This is a genomic window from Bacteroides sp. AR20 (assembly GCF_964250605.1).
Classification (GTDB): Bacteria; Bacteroidota; Bacteroidia; order Bacteroidales; family Bacteroidaceae; genus Bacteroides; species Bacteroides uniformis.
The window spans coordinates 16,097-29,407 of sequence record NZ_CAXUGK010000025.1 but is presented as its reverse complement, the minus strand read 5'-3'; the positions used below and the strand labels follow the sequence as shown (position 1 = coordinate 29,407).

13 protein-coding genes and 1 riboswitch are annotated in these 13,311 nt (G+C 47.2%); of the genes, 10 read left to right on the top strand and 3 right to left on the bottom strand.

What is annotated here, in order from left to right; genetic code table 11:
• Positions 1–74 precede the first annotated feature (74 nt).
• From ACESTD_RS13425 to ACESTD_RS13400, 6 genes are all read left to right on the top strand, one after another.
• Positions 75–1,364 (top strand): inositol-3-phosphate synthase, encoded by a 1,290-nt coding sequence (locus ACESTD_RS13425; protein ID WP_005835961.1) that lies wholly within the window; start codon positions 75–77, stop codon positions 1,362–1,364.
• Between the two features lie 138 nt (positions 1,365–1,502).
• Complete coding sequence (locus ACESTD_RS13420) at positions 1,503–1,976, top strand: phosphatidylglycerophosphatase A (protein WP_034523126.1); 474 nt, start codon at positions 1,503–1,505, stop codon at positions 1,974–1,976.
• The gene (locus ACESTD_RS13415; RefSeq protein WP_005826761.1) at positions 1,961–2,488 is read left to right on the top strand and encodes a GtrA family protein; all 528 of its coding nucleotides are present in this window, start codon (positions 1,961–1,963) and stop codon (positions 2,486–2,488) included. The genes ACESTD_RS13420 and ACESTD_RS13415 overlap by 16 nt, the downstream gene beginning before the upstream one ends.
• A complete protein-coding gene (locus tag ACESTD_RS13410; RefSeq protein WP_005826758.1) occupies positions 2,478–3,131 on the top strand; it encodes a CDP-alcohol phosphatidyltransferase family protein in 654 nt (217 codons plus the stop codon). Before ACESTD_RS13415 ends, ACESTD_RS13410 begins: the two co-directional genes overlap by 11 nt.
• Positions 3,128–4,060 (top strand): phosphatase PAP2 family protein, encoded by a 933-nt coding sequence (locus tag ACESTD_RS13405; protein ID WP_005835967.1) that lies wholly within the window; start codon positions 3,128–3,130, stop codon positions 4,058–4,060. Before ACESTD_RS13410 ends, ACESTD_RS13405 begins: the two co-directional genes overlap by 4 nt.
• An 8-nt stretch (positions 4,061–4,068) precedes the next feature.
• A complete protein-coding gene (locus ACESTD_RS13400; RefSeq protein ID WP_005835968.1) occupies positions 4,069–5,241 on the top strand; it encodes an iron-containing alcohol dehydrogenase in 1,173 nt (390 codons plus the stop codon).
• An 80-nt stretch (positions 5,242–5,321) separates the two neighbouring features.
• Here the strand turns inward: ACESTD_RS13400 and ACESTD_RS13395 are convergent, their stop codons facing one another.
• Together ACESTD_RS13395 and ACESTD_RS13390 are read right to left on the bottom strand one after the other, a co-directional pair.
• Complete coding sequence (locus ACESTD_RS13395) at positions 5,322–6,896, bottom strand: Rne/Rng family ribonuclease (RefSeq protein WP_005826752.1); 1,575 nt, start codon at positions 6,894–6,896, stop codon at positions 5,322–5,324.
• Between the two features lie 234 nt (positions 6,897–7,130).
• Positions 7,131–7,406, bottom strand: a complete 276-nt coding sequence (locus ACESTD_RS13390) for an HU family DNA-binding protein (protein WP_005826750.1) — start codon at positions 7,404–7,406, stop codon at positions 7,131–7,133.
• A gap of 157 nt (positions 7,407–7,563) precedes the next feature.
• Between ACESTD_RS13390 and mutY the strand changes: the two genes are divergently transcribed.
• From mutY to ACESTD_RS13370, 4 genes are all read left to right on the top strand, one after another.
• Positions 7,564–8,604 carry an A/G-specific adenine glycosylase gene (gene mutY, locus ACESTD_RS13385; protein ID WP_051009002.1) on the top strand — a complete coding sequence of 347 codons (1,041 nt, stop codon included), beginning with the start codon at positions 7,564–7,566 and terminating at the stop codon, positions 8,602–8,604.
• Positions 8,605–8,676: 72 nt separating this feature from the next.
• Positions 8,677–9,132 (top strand): single-stranded DNA-binding protein, encoded by a 456-nt coding sequence (locus ACESTD_RS13380; protein ID WP_005835970.1) that lies wholly within the window; start codon positions 8,677–8,679, stop codon positions 9,130–9,132.
• 23 nt (positions 9,133–9,155) lie between these two features.
• Positions 9,156–10,505: a gliding motility-associated protein GldE gene (gene gldE / locus ACESTD_RS13375; protein ID WP_005826743.1), complete on the top strand. Its 1,350-nt coding sequence runs from the start codon at positions 9,156–9,158 to the stop codon at positions 10,503–10,505.
• A 29-nt stretch (positions 10,506–10,534) separates the two neighbouring features.
• On the top strand, positions 10,535–11,164 hold the full coding sequence (locus ACESTD_RS13370) for a 4'-phosphopantetheinyl transferase superfamily protein (RefSeq protein WP_005826741.1): 630 nt from the start codon (positions 10,535–10,537) through the stop codon (positions 11,162–11,164).
• A gap of 5 nt (positions 11,165–11,169) precedes the next feature.
• Here ACESTD_RS13370 and ACESTD_RS13365 read toward each other — a convergent pair whose 3' ends face one another.
• The gene (locus ACESTD_RS13365; RefSeq protein WP_005826739.1) at positions 11,170–12,543 is read right to left on the bottom strand and encodes a tryptophanase; all 1,374 of its coding nucleotides are present in this window, start codon (positions 12,541–12,543) and stop codon (positions 11,170–11,172) included.
• Between the two features lie 272 nt (positions 12,544–12,815).
• Positions 12,816–13,017: riboswitch (cobalamin riboswitch) on the bottom strand.
• Between the last annotated feature and the right edge of the window lie 294 nt (positions 13,018–13,311).

The window sequence follows — 13,311 nt, the reverse complement described above, 5'->3', positions numbered from 1 at the left end:
AAAATGACTAATCCCAATTGAGTAAAATACCCTAAATTTGAGCAATTTTTTAAACTCTAAATAATACAATGGCAATGAAAGAAAACATTAAGCCGGCAACCGGACGCCTGGGCGTGCTGGTAGTCGGAGTAGGTGGTGCGGTTGCAACCACCATGATTACCGGTACATTAGCTGCTCGCAAGGGCTTGGCAAAAGCTATAGGCTCAATCACACAAATGGCTGCTATGCGCATGCAGGATGGCAAGGAAAAACTTATCAAAGACATAGTGCCTTTGGCTGATTTGAATGATATCGTTTTCGGCGGTTGGGACATTTTCCCGGACAACGCCTACGAAGCTGCTATGTATGCCGAGGTTTTGAAAGAGAAAGACTTGAATTTGGTAAAAGACGAACTGCAAGCCATCAAGCCGATGCCTGCTGCATTCGACCACAATTTTGCAAAACGTTTGAACGGTACGCATATTAAGAAGGCTGCTACTCGCTGGGAAATGACAGAGCAGTTGCGTGAGGATATCCGTAACTTCAAGGCAGCCAATAACTGCGAGCGTATTGCTGTGCTGTGGGCTGCAAGTACCGAAATATATATTCCGCTGTCCAAGGAGCACGAATCTCTCGCTGCTTTGGAACAGGCAATGAAGGAAAACAATACTGAAGTCATCTCTCCGAGTATGTGCTATGCATACGCTGCCATTGCAGAAGGCGCTCCGTTTATTATGGGTGCTCCTAATCTGTGTGTGGATACTCCAGCCATGTGGGAATTCTCCAAGAAAATGAATGTGCCCATTTCCGGTAAGGACTTCAAGAGTGGCCAGACTTTGATGAAGACGGTGCTTGCTCCGATGTTCAAGACCCGTATGTTGGGTGTAAGCGGCTGGTTCTCTACGAATATTCTGGGTAACCGTGACGGCGAGGTACTCGACCAACCGGAGAACTTCAAGACAAAAGAGGTCAGCAAGCTGTCTGTTATCGACAATATCTTCGAACCGGAGAAATATCCTGACTTGTACGGTGATGTTTATCATAAGGTACGCATCAACTACTATCCTCCTCGTAAGGATAACAAGGAAGCATGGGACAACATCGATATTTTCGGCTGGATGGGCTATCCGATGGAAATCAAGGTTAACTTCCTGTGCCGTGACTCCATTCTTGCTGCTCCCATCGCGCTCGACTTGGTTATTTTCAGTGATTTGGCATTGCGTGCAGGCATGTGCGGCATCCAGACGTGGCTGTCCTTCTTCTGCAAGAGCCCGATGCACGATTTCGAGCATGAGCCGGTACACGATTTGTTCCAGCAATGGCGCATGGTGAAAGAGACTCTCCGCAACATGGTGGGTGAAACAGCACCAAGTTATCTGGATTAAAAAAACAGTGATAAGGTGATAGAAATAAGGTGGTAAGGTGATAGAGTGATAGCACTTTACCACTTTATCACTTTTATTACTTTATTGCATTTATCACTTTACCGTTTTTATCGCATTTATCACCTCATTACTTTTTTGATGAAGAAACCCTCCCTCCTCCCAGTCATTATCGGTACGGGCTTTGGCTCGGGCTTTTCTCCTTTTGCACCCGGCACTGCGGGAGCTTTGCTGGCTACGCTTATCTGGTTCGGGTTGTCTTATCTGGTTTCAAGTGTCTGCCTTTTGTGGCTGACAGTAGCATTGATTTTGGTATTTACACTTGCCGGTATCTGGGCTGCCAACCGCCTGGAGGTATCTTGGGGCGAAGACCCTTCGCGCGTGGTGGTCGATGAAATGGTTGGTGTGTGGATTGCCTTGCTTGCGGCGCCCGCCGGACATGTATGGTATGCATTGGGAGCATTTGTCTTGTTCCGTTTGTTTGATATATTCAAGCCCTTGGGCATTCGCCGTATGGAAAGTCTGCCGGGTGGAATCGGGGTAATGATGGACGATATTCTGTCTGGAGTCTACGGATTTATAATTTTGATTGTGGCAAGATGGATAATCAGTTGAAATCAAATGGCAAAGGTGTGTCGTGGCGCCATTCTGTCTGGATCTTCTTCAAGGCCCAGATTTCTGCGCAATTCGCAAGCTTTGTCGATTTTCTGGTGACTATCCTTCTGGTAAAGGCTTTTGCTGTTTTTTATCTTTATGCCACATTCACGGGTTCCGTGGTAGGAGGCATTGTAAACTGTGCCATTAATTACGGATGGGTGTTCCATGCCGAAGACTGTAAGAAAACGCATGTTGCCGTGAAATATCTCTTTGTCTGGGGAGGCAGCATTATACTGAATACCTGGGGCACTTTTGCACTGACCGAGTGGCTTACGGGCATGACATGGGTCAATGGGCTGTTGGGATATTATATAGACAATGTATTTATTCTGTCAAAGATAATAGTAGCAGTGCTGGTAGCTTTTTTTTGGAACTACCATCTGCAACGTTTTTTCGTTTATCGTAATCACAATATAAAAGGCTTTCTGAAACATTATTTAGAGAACAAAAAAGACGAATATGAATTATAGAGATTGGTTGCAGCAGGTGATATACAAGATTATCAACCCTGTGGTGCATGGTATGATTAGAATTGGCATTACGCCTAACTTTATTACGACTACGGGGCTGGTGCTGAATATCGTGGCGGCTGCCTTGTTTGTGTATGCCGGGGTGTACAAGAGTGGTGAACTGGCCTATGTAGGCTGGGGAGGCGGTATTGTGCTCTTTGCCGGGTTGTTTGACATGATGGACGGACGTGTGGCACGCGTGGGTAAAATGAGTTCTACTTTCGGTGCGCTCTACGACTCCGTACTCGACCGTTACAGCGAGCTCGTGACATTGTTCGGCATCTTCTATTACCTGATGCTGCAAGGCTATTTGTGGGGCTCCATCATTACATTCATTGCGCTGATAGGCTCGCTGATGGTGAGTTACGTGCGTGCCCGTGCCGAAGGCTTGGGACTGGAGTGTAAAGTCGGTTTCATGCAGCGCCCCGAACGCGTTGTGCTGACTGCCCTCGGTGCCATGTTCTGCGGTATCTTTGGTGATTGTACTTTATTCGACCCGATGCTGATACTAATTGTGCCTATGGCAGTGATTGCAATATTGGCGAATTTGACGGCATTTGCCCGCTTGGCGCATTGCTATAAACTACTGAAAGACAAGGAATGAAAAATAGTTTGTTTCCCTCTGTGAGAGAGGCAGTGCTGGTGATTGTCATCACAGCGTTTTTCCTGATTCTGACAGCGGTCTGTATCGGGCTTCGTCCGGAACATTTCCTGATGGGGGGTGTATTTCTGTTATTGTTCTTTGCCGGACAGACAACCCGTAAGTTGGCAGTGGCGCTGTTGCCGTTTTTCATATTCGGCATTTCGTATGACTGGATGCGCGTATATCCCAATTACCAGGTGAATCCCATTGATGTAAAAGGACTTTATGAGGCAGAAAAATCCCTTTTTGGCTTGTCTGTAGACGGTGCTGTCCTTATCCCTTGTGAGTATTTTGCTTTGAACCATTGTCCTGTTGCCGATTTCTTTGCCGGGATATTCTATCTCTGTTGGGTACCGGTTCCCATTGCATTCGGGTTGTGGCTCTATCTGAAGGGTGACCGTAAGGTATATCTTCGTTTTGCGATGGTGTTCCTGCTGGTTAATCTCATCGGTTTTGCCGGCTATTACATCCATCCCGCTGCTCCGCCCTGGTATGCCATGAATTATGGTTTCGAGCCGATACTCGACACTCCGGGCAATGTGGCCGGCTTAGGACGTTTTGACGAATTGCTGGGATGCTCCATCTTCAACTCCATTTACGGAAGGAATGCCAATGTATTTGCAGCAGTGCCCTCGCTCCATGCCGCCTATATGGTGGTGGCTTTGGCTTACGCGGTTATGGACCGCAGCAAAAAGTGGTTGATAGCGTTGTTTGCGGTGATTATGGTCGGTATCTGGTGGACGGCTGTCTATTCGGGACACCATTATCTGATTGATGTGATGCTGGGCATCTCTTGTGCATTGCTGGGTATTTTTGTTTTTGAGAAAGGACTGATGAAGTGGGGAGCGTTCGGACGCTTCTTTGAAAGATACAGTCGATACATTAAATAAGGTATACAATGAATAATTTTGTTTTTTATAGTCCTACAGAGTTTGTCTTTGGCAAGAATACTGAAGTGCAAGTCGGTGCATTGGCGCGTAAGTATGGTGCACAAAAAGTGATGATAGTATATGGAGGCGGTTCTGTTGTACGGAGTGGTCTGCTGGATAGAGTGAAGCAATCCTTGCAGGAAGCCGGTGTGGCTTATTGCGAAATGGGAGGTGTCCAGCCCAATCCCACTGACGGGAAGGTATACGAAGGTATTCAGCTTTGCCGTCGTGAGCAGGTGGATATGATGCTTCCTGTGGGAGGTGGTTCGGTCATAGATACGGCAAAGGCCATTGCTGCCGGAGCCCTCTATGATGGTGACTTTTGGGATTTCTTTATCGGTCGTGCCAAGGTGGAGAAAGCGTTGAAAGTAGCCGTGGTGCTGACTATCCCGGCTGCCGGAAGCGAGGGTTCGGGTAATACGGTAATTACCAAGACAGAGACACTCCAAAAACTGGGGCTCTGTGCCCCCGAGCATTTGCGTCCCGTATTTTCCATCATGAATCCTGAACTGACCTACACCCTTCCGGCTTATCAGACGGCTTGTGGTATTGCCGACATGATGGCTCACATCATGGAGCGTTATTTCACAAATACACCGGATGTGGAAATCAGCGACCGGCTTTGCGAAGGCACCTTGACAGCTATCATTAAAGAAGCTTACCGGGTGAAACAGCAACCGGACAACTATGCCGCGCGTGCCAACATTATGTGGTGTGGCACTGTGGCGCATAACGGAACTTGTGGGGTAGGGCGTGAGGAAGACTGGGCATCCCATGCACTGGAACATGAAATCAGTGCTATCTATAATGTAGCCCACGGTGCCGGCTTGGCTGTAATCTTCCCTGCCTGGATGGCTTTTATGGCGGAACATAATCCGGCAAAGATAGCCCAGTTTGCCCATCGTGTTTTTGATATACCCAAGTCCGAAGATTTGGAAGAGATGGCTTTGGCAGGTACTGCCCGACTGAAACACTTTTTCCGTTACATGGGCTTGCCGGTTGGCTTTAAGGAGTTGGGTATCGAGCATCCCGATATAGACCGTATGCTCGTCGGTCTGCGGCGCAATAAAGGCGAACTGCTTGGCAACTACGTGAAGCTGACCATGACTGATTGCAGGGAAATCTATTGTTTGGCTTTATAACGAAAGGCATGTTTGGGGAGAGCTCCCCCAAAGCAAGAGCTAAAAAAGACGGCGAAGATAAATACCCTTCGCCGTCTTTTTTATTTGATTTCGATTTCTTCCTTCATGTCTATCTCTTCCCCTTGCAGGTCGTAGAATACATATTCCAGGAATGCTAATTTCTGGTTTGGAATAATCTTGATACCGAATCCGTACTTCATCTGCCACTTCCGTTTCAAGGAGACGAGTCCCTGATTGACGTAGGCTGCGATGTACGGGTGGATGTGTAACGAGAATTTCTTTATCTTCAATTTGTTGACCAGGTAGTCAATCTTACTCTCTAAGGTGTCCGTAAAGAGGATGGACGATTTGATGGTGCCTTTACCGAAGCAGGTGGGGCAGGTTTCCGTCGTATTTACATCCATAGCCGGGCGTACACGCTGGCGTGTAATCTGCATCAGTCCGAATTTACTGAGCGGCAGGATGTTGTGACGTGCTCTGTCTTTCTGCATGTTGGCACACATACGTTCGTAAAGCTTCTGTCGGTTTTCGGCTTCATTCATGTCGATGAAGTCCACCACGATGATACCACCCATATCCCTTAGTCTGAGCTGGCGTGCCAGTTCGTCGGCTGCACCCAGATTCACTTCCAGTGCGTTGGCCTCCTGCCCGTTGGCATTCTTGGTGCGGTTACCGCTGTTCACGTCTACTACGTGAAGCGCCTCAGTATGCTCAATAATCAGGTAGGCACCACTTTTGTATGAAATGGTCTTGCCGAATGACGACTTGATTTGTTTGGTGATACCAAAATTGTCGTAAATGGGGAGTTGACCTTTGTACAGCTTCACGATTCCTGCCCGTTCAGGGGCGATGAGGGTTACGTAATCCTTGATTTCGTGGTACACAGCCTCGTTGTTCACGTGGATGTTTTCGAAGGAAGGATTGAACAAGTCGCGCAACAGTCCTACGGCACGGCTGGTTTCTTCGTAAATCAGTGTCGGAAATTTGGTGGCCTTCTGTACTTTTGTAATGGCATCTTCCCAATGTTTCAGTAATACTTTAAGCTCTCCGTCGAGCTCGGCAACACGTTTTCCTTCGGCCACGGTGCGGACGATGACGCCGAAGTTTTTCGGCTTGATACTCATCAACAGTTGCTTGAGGCGTGCGCGCTCTTCGCTCGATTTAATTTTTTGTGATACGGAAACCTTGTCATTGAAGGGAATCAGCACGAGGTATCTTCCGGCAAAGGAAAGTTCGGAAGTCAGTCGCGGCCCTTTGGTAGAGATAGGTTCCTTGACAATTTGCACCACTACTTCTTGTCCCACCTTGAGTGTGTTGGAAACCGTTCCGTCCTTTTCAAGGTCGGGAAGTATGGTTGCTTTGGTAATGGGATTCAGCTTCTTCTTGTCGCTTAAAGTTTGCTTTACGTACTTCTCTAACGAGTTAAATTGAGGACCTAGGTCCAGATAATGAAGAAAAGCGTCTTTCTCGTAACCCACGTCCACGAAGCAGGCATTCAGGCCGGGCATCAATTTTTTGACGCGTCCCAAATACATGTTGCCCACCGAGAAGGAGATGTTTCTTCCTTCGCTCTGGAGTTCCACCAGCTGCTTGTCTTCAAGCAGTGCAATGGATACCTCTTTGGGCTGTACGTCTACAACGAGTTCGCTTGTCACAATAATTGGCTTTTAAATGATTCAATTTACTACTTAAACAAAGAACAAACCCGCGAGACATTTTGCTTCACAAGTTTGTTCTTTATTTTGTCCTTCAGACTAAAAATTACTTTTTGCTTTTATGTCTGTTCTTTCTTAGTCTTTTTTTACGCTTGTGCGTAGACATTTTATGTCTTTTTTTCTTCTTTCCGCTTGGCATAGCTTCAAAATTTTATGGGTTAATACTATTGTTTATTATTTCTTCACTGAGAGGGTGAACGTTTTTGCAGGCTTAAATGCCGGAATGTTATGTTCCGGAATGATTATTGTAGTGTTCTTGGAGATGTTGCGAGCAGTTTTCTGGGCTCTTTTCTTCACTACAAAACTACCAAACCCGCGGAGGTAAACATTTTCATCTTTGGATAAAGATGCCTTTACTGCGTCCATGAATGCTTCAACGGTTGTAAGTACGGTTGTCTTATCAATTCCGGTGTTCTTTGTAATTTCGTTTACAATATCAGCTTTAGTCATTTTTCTTTAAAAAAAATATTATTACTATAGTTTTCCTAATTTTTTGGACTGCAAATATATAGCTTTTCCGTGGCTCTAAAAAATATATTTCGGACAATTTTCTAAAAAAGTCTTGGCATTAAGCTTTGTTAGGCTGAAAATGAAGTATTTTTGCAGCATGAATATTTTTAGCGGAACATTGTTGGACTGGTATGCGGAGAACAAACGCGACCTTCCGTGGCGAAATACCACGGACCCTTATCTGATATGGATTTCTGAAATCATCTTACAACAGACAAGAGTGGCGCAGGGGTATGAGTATTTTCTGCGTTTCATAAAACGCTTCCCGGATGTGGTGTCGCTGGCTGCTGCGTCCGAGGACGAAGTGATGAAATATTGGCAGGGCCTGGGGTACTATTCGCGTGCCCGTAACCTGCATGCCGCAGCCAAAAGCATGAAGGGGACATTTCCGAAAACCTATGCAGAGGTACGTGCCTTGAAGGGAGTGGGGGATTATACGGCAGCGGCCATCTGCTCCTTTGCCTATGACATGCCTTATGCGGCGGTCGACGGGAATGTGTATCGGGTGCTTTCCCGCTATTTCGGCATTGATGTTCCCATTGATTCTACTGAAGGGAAAAAGACTTTTACCGCTTTGGCGGGTGAGGTGCTCGATAAATCCAGGCCGGCAGATTATAACCAGGCAATTATGGACTTCGGAGCCGTGCAGTGTACGCCGCAGTCGCCCAACTGTCTGTTTTGTCCTTTGTCCGGCAGCTGCCGGGCATTGTCTGAAGGAAAAGTGCAGCAACTGCCCGTGAAGCAGCACAGAACCAAGACCACCAACCGCTATTTTAATTATATATATGTACGCATGGGCGCGCATACCTTGATACATAAGAGGACGGAGGACGATATCTGGAAAAATCTCTTTGAATTGCCTCTGGTTGAAACGGAAAAAGATTTATCCGAAGAGGAATTTCTGGCATGTCCGCAGTTTCATGCGCTGTTTGCAGAGGGAGAGGTACGGATGGTCCGTATACTGCTTCGGGGGGTGAAGCACGTATTGTCCCACAGAGTGATTTACACCAACTTCTACGAGGTTACTCTGCCCGATAATTCGAGCTCCTTCTCAAGTTACCAACGGGTTGCAGTCGAAGATTTGGGCCGTTATGCGGTACCCCGGCTGATACATGCTTTCTTGGAGAAATATGTATAAAAGTTGTTTGTATTCTTGCATGGTGTGAATATTCTCGTTAATTTTGGCAGCAAATTAATAAAATAGAAGTTTATGTCAGTAAATAAAGTGATATTGATAGGAAATGTGGGACAAGACCCTAAAATAACCTATTATGAAGGTGGAAACTGTGTTGCCCAGCTTTCTTTGGCCACTACGGAGAAAGGATACACTTTGCAGAATGGTACGCAGATTCCGGACCGTACCGAATGGCATAACCTGATATTCCGTGGCCGTTTAGGCGAAATCGTTGAGAAATATGTGCATAAAGGCGATAAGCTTTACGTGGAAGGTAAGATACGTACCCGTTCTTACGATGACCAGGGAGGCATCAAGCGTTATGTGACTGAGATATTTGTCGACAATATGGAGATGCTGACCCCGAGAACGGCCACTTCCGGTGCCGCCCCTTATGCGCCGCAGGCGGGAGCTGCCCCCCAGCCGCAACAACCGGTACAGCCGCAGGCCATCCCTGCACAAGATAACCCGACGGACGACTTGCCGTTCTAATTGTTTAACTAAAACCAAAATCTTTGGACCCAGACGCTTATTTATGCCAGTTGGCAGATGTTTTTAACGGTATATCCGTACAGACTCCTTCTATTTCGGCCGTTGTAGCCATTGTGTTGGCAGGTTTGCTTTTGCTTGTTTCCGGTTTTGCATCAGCTTCCGAAATAGCCTTTTTCTCTCTTTCTCCGTCAGACCTGAATGCAATAGCGGAGAGAAAGCATCCTTCGGATGAGAAAATCAGTAATCTGCTGGACAACAGCGAACGTTTGTTGGCAACGATTCTGATTACGAACAACTTCGTGAATGTAACCATAATCATGCTCTGCAACTTCTTCTTTATGAATGTGTTCCAATTTCATTCTCCCATTGCAGAGTTCCTCATTCTGACAGTAGTCCTTACATTTTTGCTGTTGCTTTTCGGTGAAATCATGCCTAAGATATATTCGGCTCAGAAGACGCTGGCTTTCTGCCGTTTTGCCGCTCCCGGCATCACGTTTTGCCGTTCCGTATTCTATCCGATGGCATCTATGCTGGTACGTTCCACCTCTTTCTTGAACAAGCATATGGTCCGCAAGAACCATAACATATCGGTCGATGAACTCTCGCATGCGTTGGAGCTGACCGACAAGGCAGAGCTTTCGGAGGAGAATAATATTCTGGAAGGTATCATCCGCTTTGGCGGGGAAACGGCCAAGGAGGTCATGACCTCTCGCCTTGATGTGGTGGACCTGGATATCCGTACCCCTTTCAAAGATGTGGTGAAGTGCATCGTAGAGAATGTCTACTCCCGTATTCCCATCTATGCGGATAGCCGTGACAATATCAAGGGGGTGCTTTATATCAAGGATTTGCTTCCCCATCTGAACAAAGGGGATAATTTCCGTTGGCAGTCGCTTATCCGGCCCGCCTATTTTGTGCCCGAAACCAAGATGATTGATGATTTGCTGCGCGATTTCCAGGCAAACAAGATTCATATAGCCATTGTGGTCGATGAGTTCGGTGGTACGTCGGGCATTGTCACCATGGAGGACATTATTGAGGAGATTGTGGGCGAAATTCATGACGAATACGATGATGAAGAACGTACATATGCCGTACTGAATGACCACACTTGGGTATTTGAAGCCAAGACCCAGCTGACTGATTTCTATAAAATAACGAAGATAGACGAGGAAACGTTCGATGAGGTGGCAGGGGATGCCGATACGCTTGCCGGACTTCTGCTGGAACTGAAGGGGGAATTTCCTGCTCTCCATGAAAAGGTGACCTACGGCCGTTATGAGTTTGAGGTGTTGGAGATGGACAACCGCCGTATCCTGAAAGTGAAGTTCACAGTAAATGCCCCGGCAGAACCCAACTCTTCTTCCCTTTAATTTTTAATTATTAATTTTTAAATTGTTCCGTGCCCCTCTTCTTGCAACATACCGCTCTTCCCTGTCGATGGGGAATTTGGAAAACGGAGGAATCTCCGGAGGAATTGCTGGCCATGCTTCCTCATCAGGAAGTATACCGGGAAGGTATGCGGCGCTTCACCGCGGCACACCGCCGTTTGGAGTGGCTGGCTGTCCGCGTATTGCTTTATACTCTGTCGGGAGAAGAGAAAGAGATTGCCTATCATCCCAGTGGGAAACCTTATCTGGCGGATGACTCCGCCTCTCTCAGTATTTCGCATACGAAAGGTTATGTGGCTGTTGTCTTGGGATTGCCGGGTCGGGAAGTGGGTGTTGACATCGAGCAGTATGGTGAGCGGGTAAGGAAGGTGGCACATAAATTCATGCGCGAAGATGAACAGCCATCCGTGTTTCGCGGAACAGACACTTGGTCACTGTTGCTGCACTGGTCGGCTAAGGAGACCATGTTCAAATGCCTGAATGCTTCCGAGGTTGATTTTCGCGGGCACATGCGCATTCTGCCTTTTGCTGTAAATGAAAGCGGCGTATTCTCCGCCGAAGAATATCGTACGGTGGAGAAACGCCGGTTCACTATTCATTATTATTTGTTTCCGGATTTTGTCTTGACATTGAGTCTGTAAATCTCTTACAGCCTTTCCAGTTGTACCGTGAAGTGTCTCATCAACGGAGCTTCCCAGGTGATGCGCACTCCGCGGGTAATACTTTCCCGTTTGTCATATACATTTTTCAAAGCGGCTGCCACCACATCCATGTGGTTGTTGGTATACACGCGGCGGGGGATGGCAAGCCGAAGCAAGTCCAGGCCGTTGAAGCGGTTTTCGCGGGTCACCGGGTCGCGGTCTGCCAGCAGATACCCGATTTCGCAGCCGCGTATGCCTGCTTCCAGATAGAGCTCAGCGGTCAGTGTTTGTGCCGGGAATTCTTCTTTGGGCACATGTGTCAGCACTTTGGGGGCATCCACAAATATGGCATGGCCGCCTGCGGGACGTTGGTAGGGTATCCCGTACTCATCCAGTTTCATGGCTAGATAGCCCACCTGGTGAATGCGGGTTTCCAGATTGTCAAATTCAGTATTTTCATCCAGGCCGATGGCAAGGGCGTTCATGTCACGACCGTTCATGCCTCCGTAAGTAAGGTAGCCTTCGAACTGCACGCAGAAGCCTTTGGCACCTTCATACCAGTCTTTCCGGCGGGTGGCTATGAATCCGCCCATGTTGACAATACCGTCTTTTTTGGCACTCATCGTCATACCGTCGGCAAGGTCAAACATCTCGCGGGTAATTTCCTTTATGCTCTTGTTGCGGTAACCTTCTTCTCTCATTTTGATGAAGTAGGCATTTTCCGCAAAGCGTGCCGAGTCAAAGAGAACGGGCTTGCCGTACTTGTCGGCAATGGCGCGGACTTCGCGCAGGTTCTGCATGGAAACCGGCTGGCCGCCTGCAGTGTTGTTGGTTATGGTGACGATGACGAACGGTATCCGTTCGCTATGTTCCTGTAATGCTTTTTCCAGTTTTTTAGGGTCTACATTGCCTTTGAAGGGAATTTCCAGCTGTGTCTGTTTGGCTTCGTCTATGGTGCAGTCCAGAGCCAATGCCCGGCGTCCCTCGATATGTCCTTTGGTGGTGTCGAAATGGGAGTTTCCCGGCACAATGTCGCCCTCGTGCACCAAGTAGGAGAAGAGTACATTTTCGGCAGCGCGTCCCTGGTGGGTGGGGATAATGTATTCAAATCCGGTGAGGCGGGTGATGACTTCCTTCAGTTTGAAGAATGAGGTGGCTCCGGCATAGCTTTCGTCACCCAGCATCATGCCTGCCCATTGGCGGTCGCTCATGGCTCCGGTGCCCGAGTCGGTGATGAGGTCGATATAAACTTGTTCCGATTTGAGTTGGAATACGTTGTAGTGGGCCTCTTTCAGCCATTGTTCGCGTTCCTGGCGGGTACTTTTGCGGATAGGTTCCACCATTTTGATTTTCCATGCTTCGGCAAATGGTAATTCCATAGACTCTGTATCTTTAATAATTTGACAATAGGTTAACGGATAAACCGATTATTGCGGTTTAATGTGCCGAATTTAGACAAAATCTATGTAATAACCAATTTAAATATGACTTTTTGTAATGTAAATGTCCGGACGAAATCACTTCGGCCGGACATCATCAAATAAACTTGGCAGAGTTTATTACCTTCTTTACTTTCTCTGAATTAGGTTTGATGAATGAAATGATGGACGGTTTGTCCGGCTCATTAGACTCAACGCTTTTTCCTCGAAAGCAATGATAAAGTATGCATGGCAGGTCTTCTGACTTGTTTCTGTTGCAGGCGCCTTCCCGGAAGAATATTCCAGTGGCATAGAGTAATTGTCTGCAACGTTGCACGAAACTTACAGCAGCGGGACTGTCCAGGATTTACACCTGATTCCCTTTTAATCGCTTTCCCAGAAGAGGGGGAGCGAACCAATGCATGACAAAGATACGGATTCTTTTTGAGAAAACAATTCTATGAGTGATAAATTTTCTTCCCCTCTCTCTTTCTTTTTGCCGACAAATTGGCAAGGTTTTGCCACCCTCTTGGCAAGACTTTGTCACCGCGTTGGCAAAACTTTGCCATAGGCATGGCAAAAGTTTGCCAAAAGCATGGCAATAGGTTGGCAAAATTACTCTCTGATTGATAGTGACTTAAGGCGATTTAAGCAATCCGTCATGTCGGTAAGGTGAAAAGATACCAATACAAGCCACACTTGCCACAAGAACCTTCTCCAGAGGTATGC

Bases quoted from the DNA above. Each gene is read 5' to 3' on its own strand.
- ACESTD_RS13390 (WP_005826750.1), bottom strand. From the start codon at position 7,406: ATGACTAAAGCTGATATTGTAAACGAAATTACAAAGAACACCGGAATT.
- ACESTD_RS13425 (WP_005835961.1), top strand. From the start codon at position 75: ATGAAAGAAAACATTAAGCCGGCAACCGGACGCCTGGGCGTGCTGGTA.
- ACESTD_RS13420 (WP_034523126.1), top strand. From the start codon at position 1,503: ATGAAGAAACCCTCCCTCCTCCCAGTCATTATCGGTACGGGCTTTGGC.
- ACESTD_RS13380 (WP_005835970.1), top strand. From the start codon at position 8,677: ATGTCAGTAAATAAAGTGATATTGATAGGAAATGTGGGACAAGACCCT.
- ACESTD_RS13400 (WP_005835968.1), top strand. From the start codon at position 4,069: ATGAATAATTTTGTTTTTTATAGTCCTACAGAGTTTGTCTTTGGCAAG.
- ACESTD_RS13365 (WP_005826739.1), bottom strand. From the start codon at position 12,543: ATGGAATTACCATTTGCCGAAGCATGGAAAATCAAAATGGTGGAACCT.
- ACESTD_RS13410 (WP_005826758.1), top strand. From the start codon at position 2,478: ATGAATTATAGAGATTGGTTGCAGCAGGTGATATACAAGATTATCAAC.
- ACESTD_RS13415 (WP_005826761.1), top strand. From the start codon at position 1,961: ATGGATAATCAGTTGAAATCAAATGGCAAAGGTGTGTCGTGGCGCCAT.
- ACESTD_RS13405 (WP_005835967.1), top strand. From the start codon at position 3,128: ATGAAAAATAGTTTGTTTCCCTCTGTGAGAGAGGCAGTGCTGGTGATT.
- mutY (WP_051009002.1), top strand. From the start codon at position 7,564: ATGAATATTTTTAGCGGAACATTGTTGGACTGGTATGCGGAGAACAAA.